Genomic DNA, 15831 nt, shown 5'->3' with positions numbered 1-15831 from the left:
GGACGCAAAGGCCAGCCGGGCCCCTGCGGGGTCCCACGCCGGGTGCGACTCGCGGCCCCGCGTCGCCGTGACGCGCCAGGGCCGATCGTCGCCCTGACGCGCGCCAGCGGCCGCCGCACGCGCGTCCATGACCATGCCGCCGCCGTCGAGGGCACGCACCCAGATGTCGTCACTGCCCCGATCGTCCTGGTGGCTGGAGACATAGGCCACGCGGGTGCCATCTGGCGACACGGCCGGATACTGCTCGTCTGCCGGGGTATCGACGACGACCGCCACGGGCGGCGGTACGCCAGGAGACGACCCGTCGACGTTGATGGACATCAGACCCCATTGATCGCGCACGCGCTGCGCGAACACGAGACGACCGTCGGGGGTCCACGACGGGTGGCGGTCGTCGCCGGGGGTGATGGTCAGGCGGCGAGGGGGAGTCCCCTCTTCAGCCACGTAGAGATCGAAGCCGGTGCCGAGGTCGGCGGCAAAGGCCACGCGCCGGCCATCCGGCGCCCAGACGGGATCGCGCTCGACCGCCGCGGGCGTACCCTCCGGCCACGACGCGAAGACCCGCGGCTCCCCGCCATCGGGCCTCATGGTCCAGATCTGATCGAGCAGGGAGACGGCGATGCGGGTGCCGCCGGGCGCCCACGCCGGGTCACGGACGGCCGACAGTGGCCCGGCATCCTGCGCGAGCGCAGCGATGTGCAGGCCACCGGCCCCCAGGGCGATCAGCGTGACGAGCCGGCCGAGGCGAGAACCCGCGTGCATGCCGATCGGCCGTCCGCCGTGCGTCAGCGTGCGCTGACGAGTCGGCGAATGGTCTCCGCCAGCGCCCGCGCAGACAGCCCGTTGACGTCCATCAACTCCTCGGGGGTGCCGCTGCGCGGCACGCCGGGCACGGCCACGCGCTCGACGCGCAGGCCCTGGGGCGACACCGCTTCGCACACGGCATCGCCGATGCCCCCGGCGGAGTAGTGATCCTCGACCGTCAGGATGAGGCCGGTCTCACGACCGGCGGCCAGCAGCGTGGCGACGTCGACGGGCTTGACCGAGTAGAGGTCGATCACGCGCACGTGCACGCCTTCGGTAGCGACGGTCTCGGCGGCCTGCAGCGCTTCGAACACCGTCACGCCGGCGGTGACCACGGTGATCACGTCGGCCGCGGACGACCGGAGCGTCTTCGAGCCACCGACCGGGAAGCTGTCGGTGGGCTCGTAGATCACCGGCGTCTTCGGGCGGCTGGTGCGGACGTACGCCATCCCGGGATGCGCGGCGGCCTCGGCCATCAGCTTCTCGGTGCTCACCGCGTCGCACGGGTAGAGCACGGCGCAGCCCGGCACGCTGCGGAACATCGAGAGGTCTTCGAGCGCCATCTGCGAGGGCCCGTCCTCGCCGATCGAGACGCCGCAGTGGCTGCCCGCGAACTTGACGTTGACCTGGCTGATGCCCGCCATCCGCACGAAGTCGGAGGCGCGGGTCAGGAAGGCGGCAAACGTCGCAGCAAACGGAATCGCCCCGCGCGCCGCCAGCCCCATCGCCATGCCGACCATGACCTGCTCGGCGATGAACGACTGGTAGAAGCGCTCCGGGAACACCTTCTCGAACCGATCGCTGAAGGTCGAGTTCTTGACGTCGGCATCGAGGGCGACGACCCGGGCATCGGCGGCCCCCAGCTTCGCCAGTGACGTGCCGAACGCCTCGCGCGTCGCGACGAGCTCGCCCTTCGTGTACGTCGGGGGCTCGACCGGGCTGGACGCCTTCGGATCGGGTCGGGCGAGCACGCCCGAGGGACGCGCGATGGTCAGCGGGGCGGCACCGTCTTCGGGCACGAGCTGCGCCTCGAGTTCGGCCACGGCAGCATCGGCCTCGTCGGCCTTGAGCGCCTTGCCGTGCCAGCCGGGCTTGCCCTCCATCATGGAGATGCCCTTGCCCTTGAGCGTGCGCGCGACGAGGACCGAGGGCTTGCCCTTGGTGGCCCGCGCCTCGGCAAACGCGGCCTGCACCGCCGCGATGTCATGGCCGTCGACGACGATGGCGTGCCAGCCGAACGCCTGCCACCGGGCGGCGACATTCTCGGCGTCGTGGCCGAACTGCGTCTCGCGGCTCTGTCCGAGGCCGTTGAGGTCGATGATGGCGCACAGCGAGTCGACCTGGTGGAACTGGCCGCTCTGCGCCGCCTCCCACACCGAGCCCTCGGCCATCTCGCCGTCACCGAGCATCACGTAGGTCCGGTAGTCGCTGCCGATGCGGCGCGCGTTCAGCGCCGATCCCACGGCGGCGGCCAGACCCTGTCCGAGCGATCCGGTGGCCAGGTCCACCCACGGCAGGCGCGGCGTCGGATGACCTTCGAGGTCACTGGTCAGTTCGCGCAGCGTCAACGTGGCTGCCCGCGAGACGATCCCGACCTCGGCCCAGGCGGCGTACAGCAGCGGCGCCGCATGCCCCTTGGACAGGATGAAGCGGTCGTTGTCGGGCCGCTCGGCATCCTTGGGGTCGTACCGCATCTCGTCGCAGAACAGCACGGCGACGATGTCGGCGGCCGAGGCGCAGGTGCTCGGGTGGCCGCTGCCGGCCTTGGTGGTGCTGCGCACGGAGTCGATTCGCAGACGGGTGGCGACGTTGCGCAGGGCGGCTGTAGCGGGTGCAACTGACGGTGACACAAGGACCTCCGGGTCGAGCAGTCTACCACGCGGCCGTGACGGCGCCGGCCGGCCCGAGCGCATGCCAGGCGAGCCCGACCGGTGCACCGAAGGGACCTGCCCCAGCGGCCTCGGAGCTCACGGCACGGAGGATGCGGCGGGCCTCGGCCTGCTGCCCCGCGTCGTCGGGAAAAAGCCGCGTCAGGAGGCGCGCCGCGGCAGCGTTGCCTGCCAGGGGGTAGACCGGATCGGCGAGGCGACCGACCCGGCCGGCGCCCGCCAGCGAGGCCACCCGATCCTCGATCGCGCCCGAGGCGCCCTGCAGACGAGCCAGCGTCGTCCGGAGCAGCTCTTCGGCCAGATCGGGATAGACGTGGTCGTCGCGCCAGGCCGCCGCATCGAGCAGCGCATGCGCCAGCATCATCGCGTCGTCGAGCAGCATCGGGCCGCGGGCCTGGCCCTCGTCGAGGACGTGGGCGACACCGGATCCGCGGGCATAGGCCACGGGCGCGAGCAGTTCGAGGGCGTCGATGGCCTCCCGCGCGAGCTCGGGCCGATCGAGGGCGACGGCTGCGGCCAGCAACGCGCGGCAGGCGCGGGCACTGCTGTCGACGAGCACGAGGCGCGGCGTCCCGGTCCACGGGCGCCAGTGCCCGTCAGGGCGACGAAAGGCGCGCCGGAGGCCGTCCACCAGTCGGTCGAGGCGGGCGACCCACTCAGGGAGGGGCTCGAGCGAGACGGCGCGCGCGAGGACGCCGGCCCACTCGGCCTGATCGTCCAGGCGAGCCACGGCCAGGCGGTCGTCGACCGACGGCACCAGCGCCACGACCCCGTCGGCCCGCCAGTCCGGCGAGGCGCCATCGAGGGCGTCGATGGTGTCGGCGGCCATGGAGGCCCAGGCCGGGTCGGCCATGGCCGTGGCGTGGGCGAGGGCGAAGAGCGCCGCCGCGGCCGACGGCACGCCCGCCTGACCGCACGCGCCGGTCGATGGGTCCCGCGTCGCCGAGAGGGCCGCCGCGATGGCGTCGAGGGCGGTGTCGTCGTCGGCAAAGTCCGCGGCGGGCTCTGCCGTGGCCGACGGGAGGATCCACTGCCCGTCTCGCGCGGCGAAGGCCCGGGCGGCCTCCCTGAGGCGGGCGGCCAGCCCGTCGTCGAGGTGGCTGCCGCCGGTGAGCGTGTGGCCCTCCGGGGTCAGGACCAGCAGCGAGGGCCAGTGTCCCAGGCCATAGCGGTCGGCGATGTCGGGGCGGCGATCGGCGTCCACGCGGACCGGGACGACCGTGTCCGCGATGGCGGCGACGACATCGGGCCTGGCGAAGACGGTCTCGTGGGCGCGCGCCGACGCCGGCGACCAGCCCGTGTCGAGCAGGAGCAGCACGGGCCGACGTCGTCGCTGCGCGTCGAGGAACGCGGCCGTCTGCCACGGCTGCCAGTCGATGGCGGGCACGGTTCTATAATGGCGCCCAGATGGCTCATCGCATCACGCTCATTCCTGGAGATGGCATCGGGCCCGAGGTCAGCGCCGCCGTCGTGCGCATCATCGAGGCGGCGGGTGTCGCCATCGAGTGGGAGGAGCACGACGCGGGCATCGTGGCGTTCGAGCGGACGGGCAGCACGCTGCCGCAGAGCCTGCTGGATTCGGTGATCCGCAATCGCGTGGCGCTCAAGGGGCCCGTGACGACGCCGGTCGGCGAAGGGTTCACGAGCGTCAACGTGGGCCTGCGCAAGGCCCTCGACCTCTACGCGAACCTGCGTCCGGTGACCAACCTGCCCGGAGTGCCGTCACGGTTCCAGGGCGTGGACATGATCATCGTCCGCGAGAACACCGAGGACCTGTACGCCGGCCTGGAGAACGAGATCGTGCCCGGCGTGGTCGCCGGGCTCAAGGTGATCACCGCGGTCGCCAGCGAGCGCATCGCCCGGTTCGCCTTCAAACACGCCACCGAGAACGGCCGGCGCAAGGTGACCGCGATCCACAAGGCCAACATCATGAAGCAGGCCGACGGCCTGTTCCTGCGGTGTGCGCGAGCGGTGGCCAAGGAATACCCGGACATCCAGTACGACGAGAAGATCGTCGACAACGCCTGCATGCAGCTGGTCATGCGGCCCGAGCAGTTCGACGTGCTGCTGCTGCCCAACCTGTACGGCGACATCGTCTCGGACCTCGCCGCGGGACTCGTGGGGGGCCTCGGCGTGGTGCCGGGCGCGAACCTCGGCGAGAACTCGGCCGTGTTCGAGGCGGTGCACGGCAGCGCGCCCGACATCGCGGGACAGGACCTGGCCAACCCGACGGCCCTGCTGCTGTCGGCGCTGACCATGCTGCGCTACATCGGCGAGCGCTCGTCGGCCGACGTCATCTTCGGCGCGGTGAGCCGGGTGCTGGCCGCGGGGACGACGCTGACGCGCGACCTCGGAGGCAGCGCCACGACGACCCAGTTCACCGACGCGGTCGTCCGCGAGATCGCCGCGCACCGGTAGTCGCGGCGCGGCTGCGCTACACTCGTCAGCCGTGATAGGCGACGACCTGCGGCAGGCGGTGCTGGCGCGCGACGACGTGCGGCGCCTGTACGAGCCGCCCCACGGCGATCCGGCAGCACTCGCCCGGATCGAGGGCTACCTCGAGGAACTCCGGGCCACGCAGCGCCACTCGATCTACCGGGCCCTCAAGCATCCGCTCTACCCGATCCTCCGCAAGGTGGAACGCGTGCCCGAAGGCCTGTCGCACCTGCGGCAGGCGCTCGACACGGGGCGCGTGGTCTACGTCTCGAACCACAAGAGCCATCTCGACTACCTGATCGAGCTGCTCATCATCGAGGACCACGACTTCCGGCCACCGATCATCGCGGCCGGCATCAACCTGTTCGGCGGGGCGCTGGGGCTGCTGCACAAGCACGTCACCGGCGCCATTCCGATCCGGCGCGGCGCCCGCGACGCGGCGTACCTGGTGACGCTCAAGGCGTTCGTCGCGGAGTTGCTGCAGACGCACGACCTGTTCTTCTACCCCGAGGGCGGCCGCAGCTACAGCGGCGAGCTGAAGAACGCCAAGACCGGCCTGTTCAACGCCGTCGTGCTCGCCGAAGTACCAGTGCTGCACATCGTGCCGGTAGCCATCGCCTACGACCTCGTGCTCGAGGATCGCATCCTGGCGCCACAGGTGACCAAGGGACGCCAGCGGCCGTTCTCGCGCGAACTCGCCGAGATGGTGGGGACGGCCGTGGGCTACCAGTCCCGCGCCTTCGTCACCTTCGGAAGGCCCGTCACCCTCGCCGGTGGCGAGGCGCACTCGCGGCGCGACGTCATGGACCTCGCGCAGCAGGTGCTCGGCGCGGTCGGTCGCCTGCACAAGGTGTTGCCGACGGCGCTGGTCGCCTCGGTGATGCGGCCGTCGATGCCGCGCACCGCGCTGGTGTCGGAAGTGCAGCGCCTGATCGACCGGCTGGCGGCGAGCGGGGCCAACCTGGAGACGACCGACGCCGCGGCGGCGGTGACGTTCGCGCTGGCCGCCTTCGAGGAGCGCGGTGTGCTGCAACCCGAGGGATCGATCGTGCGCGTGCGCGATCGGTTCGTGCTGCGCTACTACGCCCGTCAGCTGAAACACCTCCTGGATCCGAAGCGTCAGACCGCAGAGGGATGATCGACGCCCTCTCGAAGGCGATGTTCGGCGCACTGGCCGGCAGTGGCGCCCTGAAGGCGATGGCCAGTCGCTACGGCATGCGTGGGCGCCGCGGCTTCGCCAGGCGCTTCGTCGCCGGCGAAACCATCGACGAAGCGATTGCGGCGGCGCGGGCCGTCGAGGCGCAGGGGCTGGTGCAGACCCTCGACCTGCTCGGCGAGAGCGTCGCCACCGTCGAGGCAGCCGGGGCCGCCACGAACGCGTACCTGGCGATGCTGCCGCGCATCGCCGCCGCCGGCATCGGCCGCAACATCTCGATCAAGCTGACGCAGTTGGGGCTCGACCTGTCGCTGGACGACGCGGGCGGCAACCTGCGGCGGATCCTGACCCTCGCGCGCGAACAGGGCTTCTTCGTCCGCGTCGACATGGAGAGTTCGGCGTACGTCGACGCCACGCTGACGCTCGTCGAACAGGTCTGGCGCGAGGGACACACGAACGTCGGCGTCGTGCTGCAGTCGGCGCTGAAGCGCAGCGAGGCGGACCTCGACCGTGTGCTCGCGCTCGGCGCGCGTGTGCGGCTCGTGAAGGGCGCCTACAAGGAGCCGGCCAGCGTCGCGTACCAGTCGAAGGCCGAGGTGGATGCCGCCTACGTGCGCCTGCTCGAGCGGCTCCTGCCGCACGGCCAGTTCCCGGCCATCGCGACGCACGACCCGCTGATGATCGCGCACGCGCGCCGGATTGCCGCCGCAGCCGGGCTGGCGGCGTCGGCCTTCGAGTACCAGATGCTGTACGGCGTGCGGCGTGATCTGCAGGCGTCGCTCGCCCGCGAGGGCTTCGGGGTCCGTGTCTACATTCCGTACGGGCGCGAATGGTTCCCATACTTCATGCGTCGTCTCGGCGAGCGCCCCGCCAACGTCGCGTTCGTGTTGAAGAGTCTGGTCCGCGAGGGCTGAGCTCGCCCATTCCCGCCCGCATTCGCCCACTCGACCGTGCCTCCACGCCCTGCGCCCCGGCGCTGGCATGGTCCTCGCTTTCTCTCCTGTCGTTCGCTCGTCGCCATCCACAGCGTTCAACCGGACGAGGGCACACGCGTCGGCTCCCCAGCGCCCGCGAGTCCCGAAGCGAGGAAGGAGAAGCACCATGGCCAGTGAGGCCCAGGCCACGCAGTTCACCACGACGTTCCCGGCGGTACGCGCGCGGGGGCGCTCCGTCACCGACCACACGGCCCGTGTCGGCACGTGGCTTCGCCAGGCCCTGTGCGGGCTCAATGGCCATGATCGGTATCTGCACGTCGACGGCAGGCGCGTGACGCTCCGCTGCGTCGGCTGCCAGCACGACTCACCGGGATGGGAGACAGGCGACCGCGCCTACCAGCGCACGTACGCCGGCGATCCGCTGCGTCACCGCATCCGGCAGTAACAGCTTACGCACGTGATCGACGCGCTGGCGCCCCACCCAGGGCGCGCCGGCGCCGAGCGTGGCTAGCCGAGGAATTGCCGGGCGAGGGCGGCCAGCGTGTACGCGCACTCGTCGACGCTGGCGAGTTCGACGTACTCGATCGGGCCGTGCAGGCCGGCGCCGCGCGGGCCGAAGATGACCGTGGGGATGCCGGCGGCGCCGAAGATGGCGGCGTCGGTCCAGTAGCTCATGCCGCTGATGCGCGCTTCGAGGCCGCGCGCCTTGCCGGCCACCACGAGCTGTTGCGGCAACTCCGCCGCCGGATCGAGATCGTACCCGGGTCGTTCGACCACCAGCCGCACGTCGGCGCGGAACTCGGGGTCGTTGTTGCGGAGCACGGCGAGCATCTGCTCGACTTCGTGCAGGGCGCGGGCGCCATCCTCACCGGGCAGCGTCCGCCGCTCCATGAACAGGCGGCAGTGCGCCGGATAGATGCTGGCCTCGGTGCCGCCCGCGATCGTCGAGGCGTGCAGCGACCCGCTGCCGAGCAGGGGATGCGTCGGCCGTGCCCGCAATTCCTGGTCGAAACGCTCCAGCACCCCCAGCACCCGCCCCATCGCGAGAATGGCGTCGCGGCCCTCCTCGGGTCGGCTGCCGTGCGCGGCCTTGCCGTAGGTCTGCAGCTCCAGCCACGCGAAGCCCTTGTGGGCCACGCCGACACTCAGATCGGTCGGCTCGGTGATCACCGCGCCATCGGCGCGCCAGTCCCGCACGAGGGCATCGGCGCCGAGGCTGCCGTACTCCTCGTCCACCACGCCGGCCACCAGCACGCGGCCCTTCGCGAGGCCCTCGGCCGCGAGCAGCCTGGCGGCACCGACGCAGGCGGCCAGCCCGGACTTCATGTCCTGCGTGCCGCGCCCATACAGGCGCCCGTCACGCTCGATCGGGGTGAACGGGTCGTCCATGCCGTCGACCCCGACGGTGTCGAGATGCCCGCACAGCAGGAGGGTCGGCCCGGGCTGGGCGCCCTCGAGCACGCCGACGACGTTGGGGCGGCCCGGCTCGACGTCGGTTTCCGTGACGTCGAGGCCGGACTCGCGCAGACACGCCGCGAGGCACGCCGCCGCCTCGGCCTCGCCCGGGGCCCCCGGCACCAGCGAGGGATTCACCGAGTTGATCGCGACCAGGTCGCGCAGCAACTGGCGAGTGCGTTCCATGTCAGGGCTTCCAGCGCGCCAGGAAGATGTTGGTGTCGCCCCGGGTCTTCTGGTTGCGGTTGGACGCGAACACGAGCTGCGTGCCGTCGGGCGAGAACATCGGGAACCCGTCGAAGTCCGGGTGGTGCGTCACCTGCTCCACCCCCGACCCGTCGGCGTTGATGAGGAACAGGTCGAAGTTGCGGCCCTTCAGGTTGTGCAGGTTCGACGAGAAGATCAGGCGCTTGCCGTCCGGGGTCCAGAACGGCGCGAAGTTGGCCGCCCCGTTGTCGGTGATCTGCCGCAGGTTCGAGCCATCGGCGTTCATGATGTACAGCTCGGTCGAGGTGGGCTTCCACAGGCCCTCCTTGAGCAGCGTGAAGTACTCGACGAACTCCGGGGAGCCGGCCTGCGGGTGGCGCCCGCGGAAGACGATCTGCGTCCCGTCGGGCGAGTAGAAGGCGCCGCCGTCGGGCCCTGGCAGGTTGGTCAGGCGCTTGACGTCGGACCCGTCACCGGCCATGGAGTAGATCTCCATGTCACCGTCGCGCACGCTCGTGAAGACGATGCGGCCGTGCGGACCGACGGTGGCTTCGGCGTCGTAGCCGGGCGAGGAGGTGAGCGCCCTGGTGCCACTGCCGTCAGCCTTGGCCGTGTAGATGTCGTAGCCGTCGAAGATCGGCCACACGTACCCCCGCGCCATCGACGGACGGTCGGGACACGCCGGTGACTTGCCGTGCGTCGAGGCGTAGACGATCTGCTTGGCATCGCGGCTGAAGAAGCCGCACGTGGTGCGGCCCTGGCCGTTGCTGACACGACGGACGTCCGAACCGTCGATCTTCATCACGTACATCTGGTCGCACGCGACCGGGTCCGGTGACGACTGGAAGATCAGGTGACTGCCATCGGGCGAGAAATACGCCTCCGCGTTCTCGCCCTTGTCGGTGAGCATGCGGATGTCGGCGAGATGGGTCTCGAGCGAGGCCAGATTCTGCGGCACCGGCGGCAGGGCCGCCGGCTGCTGGGCGATCAGGAGCACGTCCGGGCGCAGCAGGCCCGCCGCCATGAAGGCGACGGTCGCGGCCGCGAGAGTGAGGCGAGCATTCATACGGCCGAGGATAGCATCCGCGGCTGCTACGATGCCCGGGTGACCGACCGTCGGACCGCCGTGATCACGGGTGCCTCCTCGGGGATCGGTGAGGCCTGCGCGCGGGCCTTCGCCAGCGAAGGCCTGCACGTCGTCCTCGGGGCCCGGCGGGAGGCGCAGCTGGCGCAGGTGGTCGACCAGATCGTCGCGGCCGGCGGCGCGGCCACCGCCGTGCCGTGTGACGTCACCGACGCGGCCCAGGTCGAGCGCCTCGTGACCGCCGCCCTCGACGCGACCGGCCGCCTCGACGTCATGGTCTGCAATGCCGGGCTCGGCTACAACGGCCGGCTGGACGAGACCGACGCCGACAGCATGCGCCGCCTGATGGAGGTCAACTTCTTCGGGACGTTCCACGCCGCGCGGGCCGCCGTCGCGCACTTCCGCCAGGCCGGGCGCGGGCATCTCTTCATCGTGTCGTCGATCGTCGGGCGCAAGGGCGTGCCGCGCATGGCGGCCTACGCCGCGACCAAGTTCGCGCAGGTCGGGCTCGGCGAATCGGTGCGCGCGGAACTGGCCGGCACCCGCGTCCACGTGACCCTCGTCTACCCGATCAGCACCGAGACCGAGTTCCGGCGCGCCATGGTCAGGGAGTGGGGACTCGACGTGTCCGGCGCCGGTCCCCGCCAGTCGCCGGAACACGTGGCGGCGACCATGGTCCGGGCCCTGCGCCATCCCCGCGCCGACGTCTATCCGATGCGCCTGTCGCGCCTCGTGCCGGCCGCCTCGGCGCTGCTGCCGGGACTGGCCGACTGGGTCGCGACCCGATTCAGCCGCACGCCGAAATGACGACGACCGACGCCGACGCGCTGGCGCTGGCGCGAACGATCGCCGAGGCCGTGCGAGACCGCGGCGGCCGCGCCCTCGTCGTCGGCGGCTTCGTGCGGGACACGCTGCTCGGCCGCCCGTCCAAGGACCTCGACATCGAGGTGTTCGGGATGCCGGCCGACGATCTCAAGGCATTGCTCGCCCGCTGGGGACCGGTCAACACCGTCGGCGAGAGTTTCACGGTGTTCAAGGTGCAGGGCCTCGACGTGTCGCTGCCGCGGCGCGAGTCCAAGGTGGGTCGAGGCCACAAGGGATTCGCGGTGCATGGCGATCCGGCACTGCCCTTTGCCGAGGCGGCCCGCCGCCGGGATTTCACGATCAACGCCATCGGCTGGGATCCGTTGACCGATGCGTACCTCGATCCGCACGGCGGCCGCGCCGATCTCGACGCCCGGGTGCTGCGGATGGTCGATGCGCAGACGTTCGGCGACGACAGCCTGCGCGTGCTGCGGGCGCTGCAGTTCGCCGCCCGCTTCGACTGCGCGGTGGAGGCGACGACGGCGCGCGTCTGTCGCGCGACCCCGCTCGACGACCTGCCGGCCGAGCGCGTCTGGGGCGAGCTGGAGAAGCTGCTGCTGCGCGCCTCGCGGCCGTCGCTGGGCCTCCACCTGGCCCGCGACCTCGACGTCGTGTCACGACTGTGGCCGACGCTCGAGGCCCTGGCGTCCTGCCCGCAGGATGCCGAATGGCATCCCGAAGGCGATGTCTGGACGCACACGTGCCTGGTCGTCGATGAAGCGGCGACGCGCAAGGAGACGTTCACGTATCCCGAGCAGGTCGCGCTGATGGTGGGCGCGCTGCTGCACGACATCGGCAAGCCACTCGTCACCGCCCTGATCGACGGTCGCATCAAGTCACCTGGCCACGAGAGCGAGGGCGTGCCACTCGCGACGGCGCTGCTCGACGCCTGGCAGGTCCACACGCTCGAGGGTTACCCGGTGCGGACCCAGATGCTCGGCCTGGTCGCCTGGCACATGCTGCCGGGCGCGTGGTGGAAAGCGTCGGCGCCGGTGTCGGACGGGGCGTTCCGGCGACTGGCGCGCAAGGTGGACATGGTGCTGCTGGCCCGCCTGTCGCAGGCCGACTGCAACGGCCGCGGCGGCGTCTTCGACTGCTCGTTCGGGCAGTGGTTCCTCGATCGCGTGCACGCGCTCGGCGTGGAGCATGCGCCGCCGGCCCCCGTGCTGCTCGGACGCCACCTCATCGCCCTCGGCGTGGCTCCCGGTCCGGCGATGGGCGAGGTGCTTCGCGCCGTCTACGAGCAGCAGCTCGACGGCCTCGTGACGACGCTCGAGGACGCGCTGGAGGCCGCGCGAAGGCTCGTGGCCCCGGGCCCGCCGGAATCGGGCCTGTGACGGGGCGAGTCAGGCCAGCAGGTCGGCCAGCGCGGCGAGTGACACGTTCCCCCCACTGAGGACCGCGACGACCGGGCCTTCCCGCGCCCAGTCGGCCAGTCGCGGCAGCGCGCCAGCCACCGAGGTGGCGCCGCTCGGCTCGATGGCGAGGCGGGCCGTGTCCCAGAGCAGGCGGGCAGCCCCGACGATCTCCTCGTCGCTGACGGTGATCACCTCGTCCACGAACGCCTGCACGTGCAGGAAGTTGAGGACGCCCGGACGCACAGCCATCAGGCCGTCGGCAATGCTCTTCACCGACGACAAGGTCACGGGCATGCCCGCCGCCAGCGACTGCGACATCTTGGGCGCCCCGGCCGGCTCGACCCCAATCACGCGGATCGACGGGTCGGTCAGCTTGATCGCGGCAGCCACCCCGGAAATCAGGCCACCACCGCCGACAGGCACCACGACCGTCCGCACGTCAGGCACCTGCTCGACGATTTCCAGGCCCGTCGTTCCCTGGCCCTCGACGATCGGCAGGCAGTCGAAGGGCGGCACGACGACCAACCCGCGCTCACCGGCGAGCGCCTCGGCGCGGGCCTGGCGGTGAAGGGTGGTCGTCCCGGCGAACAGGACCTCCGCCCCCCAGCGCCGGGCCCCCTCGACCTTCACCAGCGGCGCCGTCTCTGGCATCACGATCACCGCCGGCACGCCGAAGCGGTGCGCCGCGAAGGCCACCGCCTGCCCGTGGTTGCCCGAGGAGTAGGTGATGACGCCGCGGGCGCGCTGCTCCGCCGTCATGCGGGCGAGGTAGTTGAAGGCGCCGCGAATCTTGAAGGCGCCGATCGGCTGCATCTGCTCGCACTTGACCTGCAGCGGCACCAGCGGCGCCAGGTCGAGCACGGGCGTGCGACGGGCGACGCCCTCGATGCGGGCGGCGGCGGCGCGCATGCCTTCCAGTGTCGCGAGCACGGCTAGGCCCGGCCCTTCGTCGAGCGTGATCGGTCGGCCTGCAAGACAGCGGTGTCAGGGCGTGTGCGCGGGAACGAGGGACCGGCCATGCCGAATTCTAACGGGTCGGCGCTCCCCGCCTATACTTGCAGCGATGCGCGCCGCCTTCCGTGCCCTGCTACTCGTCAGTGTCTGCTTACTGGCAGCGCCGGCCGCCGTGTCGGCCCAGGTGACCGCGCCGCCGGGTCCGTTCGTCATCGACCTGCGGGGGGCGTACAGCAGCGTCGGCCGCTCCGAGGAGCTGGCGTCGCCCCGGGGCCTGGCCCTCGGCGAGCTGCCCAAGTCGGTGCTGGGCATCGACGCCGGCGTGCACGTCTACCCCGTCCGGGGCAAGGTCACCCTCGGCCTGGGTGCCTCGCTGCTGATGATCGGCGGCACACAGACGCCGGGGGAACCGGAGGAAGGCGCCGTCGACGCGCCGATCACGCCCGGCGACTTCCGCGTGCGCGGCATCGTGCCGCAGCTGTCGTTGAACTTCGGGTCGAGCCGCGGCTGGAGCTACATCGGCGGCGGGCTCGGGTTCTCGCAGCTGAAGGCCGGCCGCGCCGAATCGGACCTCACCTACAGCCCGCAACTGCTGACGATCAACGTCGGCGGCGGGGCCCGCTGGTTCATCAGCGAGCACATCGCCTTCACGCTCGACGGTCGCTACTACCGCCTCGCCGCGAAGCCGCTCGAGGCCGACTACGTCGGCAACCCGGTCGTGACGATGTTCGTGTTCAGCGCCGGCCTGGGCTTCAAGTAGCCGTTCAGCGTTCACACGGTAGCCGTCGGACGTGTCCGACGGTCAGAGGTGCTTCTTGAAGAAGGCGAGCATCGTCGGCCACGCCTGCTCGGTGGCCTTGAGGTTCGCCCCGCCCTGCCCGGACTGCGCGCGCAGGAACCCGTGGCCGGCGCCCGGGTAGATGTGCGGGTCGAACACCTTGCCGAGCTTGCCCATCTCGGCCTTCGCCCCGTCGATGGTCGCGTTCACGCGCGCGTCGTTCTCGCCGTACAGGCCGAGTACCGGGGCCTTGATGCCGGCCAGCGTCGAGAGGTCGGCCGGGGACCCGCCGTAGTAGACGACCGCCGCGTCCAGCCCCGCCTGCTTCGTCGCGTACATGAAGCTGGTCGACCCGCCCCAGCAGTAGCCCACGGTGGCCGTCTTGCCGTTGGCGGCAGGGAGGGCGACGCCGTACGCGCGTACCGCGTCCAGCTTCGAGACCACCTCGTCCGGCGTCAGGCCGCGCACACCCGCCACGACGTCGTCGCGCGACGCGAAGGCCTCGGTGCCGCCACCGTTGGGTCCCTTGCCGGTCAGCAGGTCGGGGGCGATGGCGATGTAGCCGTCGGCGGCGAGCTGGTCGGCCACCGATCGGATCCAGTCCGACAGGCCGAAGATCTCGTGAATGACCAGGACGACCGGCGCCTTGTCCTTGCGTTCGGGATAGGACACCCAGACGCGGAGCTTGCCGCCCCCGGCCAGGGCGATGTCGGCGTACTCCCCGTGCCTCGGCGAGGCATTGAGGCGAGCCTTGGCCTGCTCCTCGGCGGGCGGCAGGTGGGCGGCCCCCGCCTGGACGGCACCGGCGGCTGCCGCGGCGACCGCCTCCATCGCATGGCCGGCGTGGGGATCGGCCGCGGCGGCGGCCTGGGCCGCGCCGGGACGAGCCGTGGCGATGAGCACGGCAGCAAGCACCGCGGTGATGACGGCGATCTTCATGACGGCGGGCTCCTTACGCATCGTGGCGCTCCTGCTCCTGCTGGGCGAGACGCCCGCGGCGCAGTTCCTCGAAGAGACGGGCGATGTTGCTCGACACGGATCTGAGCGACGGCGCCCAGCCCAGCGCGTGCGCGCGCGGGCTGCGCACCCGCTGGTCGAGCGCCAGCGCGTCGGCATACGGGCCCGACTTGGCGCGCGCCTCCGCGATGGGCATGAACCGGATGTCGGGCGGATGCGGCCGGTGGGCCGCGATGGCATCGGCGATGGCCCGCACCTGCTCGTCGGCTTCGTCGGTGGCGTGAAAGATGCCGCGGCCCTCGTCACTGCCGAGCACGCGCACGTACAGGTCCGCGAGATCGCGATCGTAGACGAGCGGCCAGTGGTTCTCGCCGGTGCCGACGATGCGCATCAGGCCGTTCTCGGCCGAGGCCAGCAGGTCGGCGATGATGCCGCGTGACCCGCCGTACACGACGCCCGGTCGGATGACGGCCGCACGCAACTGATCGGTGCCAGCGTCCAGCACCAGCTGCTCGTGCGCCGGACGCCAGGCGACGAGTTCCGGTGGCGCGACCGTCGCGGTCTCATCCACCGGCTCCGGCGTCGAGCCGAGGACCCAGACTCCAGACGTGTAGATGAGCGAGGCCGAGCCGCGCTCGCCGGCGTGCTTCGCCAGATCGATCAGGGTGTCGAGGGCGATGCGTTCGATCTCGACGCCCTTGGGCGACGGCTCGAAGGCCGCGTGGATGAAGCCCTCGCAGGTCGAGGCTTGCGTCCGCCACGTGTTGGGATTGCCGAGCGTGCCCACGGCGGCATCGATGCCGCGCTCGGCCAGACGACGCGCCTTCTCCTGGTGCCGCACCAGCGCCACGACCTCGTGCGATGCGCGCTGCAGCGCATCGACCACCGCCGTCCCGACGTAGCCGGTGGCTCCGGTTACGAACACTCGCATACGAGCTGTCGCCTTCCTGTGCC

General features: G+C 71.4%; 14 protein-coding genes and 1 pseudogene. 7 read left to right on the top strand and 8 right to left on the bottom strand.

The genetic code is table 11. The annotated features are described in order from the left end of the window. The 3 genes and pseudogenes from Q0C41_RS04755 to Q0C41_RS04745 all read right to left on the bottom strand — a co-directional run. Positions 1-762: pseudogene (locus tag Q0C41_RS04755) on the bottom strand (hypothetical protein); the annotation flags it as partial. 23 nt (positions 763-785) lie between these two features. Beyond that, complete coding sequence (locus tag Q0C41_RS04750) at positions 786-2654, bottom strand: transketolase (RefSeq protein ID WP_367079126.1); 1869 nt, start codon at positions 2652-2654, stop codon at positions 786-788. Positions 2655-2676: 22 nt separating this feature from the next. Beyond that, positions 2677-4080 carry a DUF255 domain-containing protein gene (locus Q0C41_RS04745; protein ID WP_291981406.1) on the bottom strand — a complete coding sequence of 468 codons (1404 nt, stop codon included), beginning with the start codon at positions 4078-4080 and terminating at the stop codon, positions 2677-2679. 20 nt (positions 4081-4100) lie between these two features. Between Q0C41_RS04745 and Q0C41_RS04740 the strand changes: the two genes are divergently transcribed. The 4 genes from Q0C41_RS04740 (at position 4101) to Q0C41_RS04725 (ending at position 7665) form a co-directional block, all read left to right on the top strand. Then, positions 4101-5111 (top strand): isocitrate dehydrogenase (NAD(+)), encoded by a 1011-nt coding sequence (locus Q0C41_RS04740; protein WP_291981404.1) that lies wholly within the window; start codon positions 4101-4103, stop codon positions 5109-5111. A 31-nt stretch (positions 5112-5142) separates the two neighbouring features. Then, positions 5143-6267 carry a 1-acyl-sn-glycerol-3-phosphate acyltransferase gene (locus Q0C41_RS04735; RefSeq protein ID WP_291981402.1) on the top strand — a complete coding sequence of 375 codons (1125 nt, stop codon included), beginning with the start codon at positions 5143-5145 and terminating at the stop codon, positions 6265-6267. After that, positions 6264-7199: a proline dehydrogenase family protein gene (locus Q0C41_RS04730; protein WP_291981400.1), complete on the top strand. Its 936-nt coding sequence runs from the start codon at positions 6264-6266 to the stop codon at positions 7197-7199. The genes Q0C41_RS04735 and Q0C41_RS04730 overlap by 4 nt, the downstream gene beginning before the upstream one ends. Positions 7200-7386: 187 nt before the next feature. Next, entirely contained in the window at positions 7387-7665 is a 279-nt protein-coding gene (locus tag Q0C41_RS04725; protein ID WP_291981397.1) for a hypothetical protein, read from the top strand. A 62-nt stretch (positions 7666-7727) separates the two neighbouring features. Here Q0C41_RS04725 and Q0C41_RS04720 read toward each other — a convergent pair whose 3' ends face one another. Together Q0C41_RS04720 and Q0C41_RS04715 are read right to left on the bottom strand one after the other, a co-directional pair. After that, positions 7728-8861: an ArgE/DapE family deacylase gene (locus Q0C41_RS04720; RefSeq protein WP_291981395.1), complete on the bottom strand. Its 1134-nt coding sequence runs from the start codon at positions 8859-8861 to the stop codon at positions 7728-7730. 1 nt (position 8862) lies between these two features. Continuing rightward, entirely contained in the window at positions 8863-9948 is a 1086-nt protein-coding gene (locus tag Q0C41_RS04715; protein ID WP_291981392.1) for a hypothetical protein, read from the bottom strand. Between the two features lie 39 nt (positions 9949-9987). On the opposite strand from Q0C41_RS04715, the gene Q0C41_RS04710 reads away from it, so the two are divergent. After that, complete coding sequence (locus tag Q0C41_RS04710; protein WP_291981390.1) at positions 9988-10773, top strand: SDR family oxidoreductase; 786 nt, start codon at positions 9988-9990, stop codon at positions 10771-10773. Beyond that, on the top strand, positions 10770-12167 hold the full coding sequence (locus Q0C41_RS04705; protein WP_291981388.1) for a hypothetical protein: 1398 nt from the start codon (positions 10770-10772) through the stop codon (positions 12165-12167). The genes Q0C41_RS04710 and Q0C41_RS04705 overlap by 4 nt, the downstream gene beginning before the upstream one ends. Before the next feature lie 9 nt (positions 12168-12176). On the opposite strand, the gene Q0C41_RS04700 is transcribed toward Q0C41_RS04705, so the two are convergent. Then, a complete protein-coding gene (locus Q0C41_RS04700) occupies positions 12177-13118 on the bottom strand; it encodes a threonine/serine dehydratase (RefSeq protein WP_291981386.1) in 942 nt (313 codons plus the stop codon). A gap of 133 nt (positions 13119-13251) precedes the next feature. On the opposite strand from Q0C41_RS04700, the gene Q0C41_RS04695 reads away from it, so the two are divergent. Then, complete coding sequence (locus tag Q0C41_RS04695) at positions 13252-13902, top strand: hypothetical protein (protein ID WP_291981384.1); 651 nt, start codon at positions 13252-13254, stop codon at positions 13900-13902. A 42-nt stretch (positions 13903-13944) separates the two neighbouring features. Here the strand turns inward: Q0C41_RS04695 and Q0C41_RS04690 are convergent, their stop codons facing one another. Continuing rightward, positions 13945-14880 (bottom strand): dienelactone hydrolase family protein, encoded by a 936-nt coding sequence (locus Q0C41_RS04690; protein WP_291981381.1) that lies wholly within the window; start codon positions 14878-14880, stop codon positions 13945-13947. Beyond that, positions 14873-15808 (bottom strand): NAD-dependent epimerase/dehydratase family protein, encoded by a 936-nt coding sequence (locus Q0C41_RS04685; protein WP_291981379.1) that lies wholly within the window; start codon positions 15806-15808, stop codon positions 14873-14875. The genes Q0C41_RS04690 and Q0C41_RS04685 overlap by 8 nt, the downstream gene beginning before the upstream one ends. Between the last annotated feature and the right edge of the window lie 23 nt (positions 15809-15831).

This window comes from Luteitalea sp. (assembly GCF_022842525.1).
In the GTDB taxonomy this organism is placed as follows: Bacteria; Acidobacteriota; Vicinamibacteria; order Vicinamibacterales; family Vicinamibacteraceae; genus Luteitalea.
Note: the sequence above shows the minus strand (reverse complement) of the source record. Positions and strands in the feature narration are given on the sequence as shown.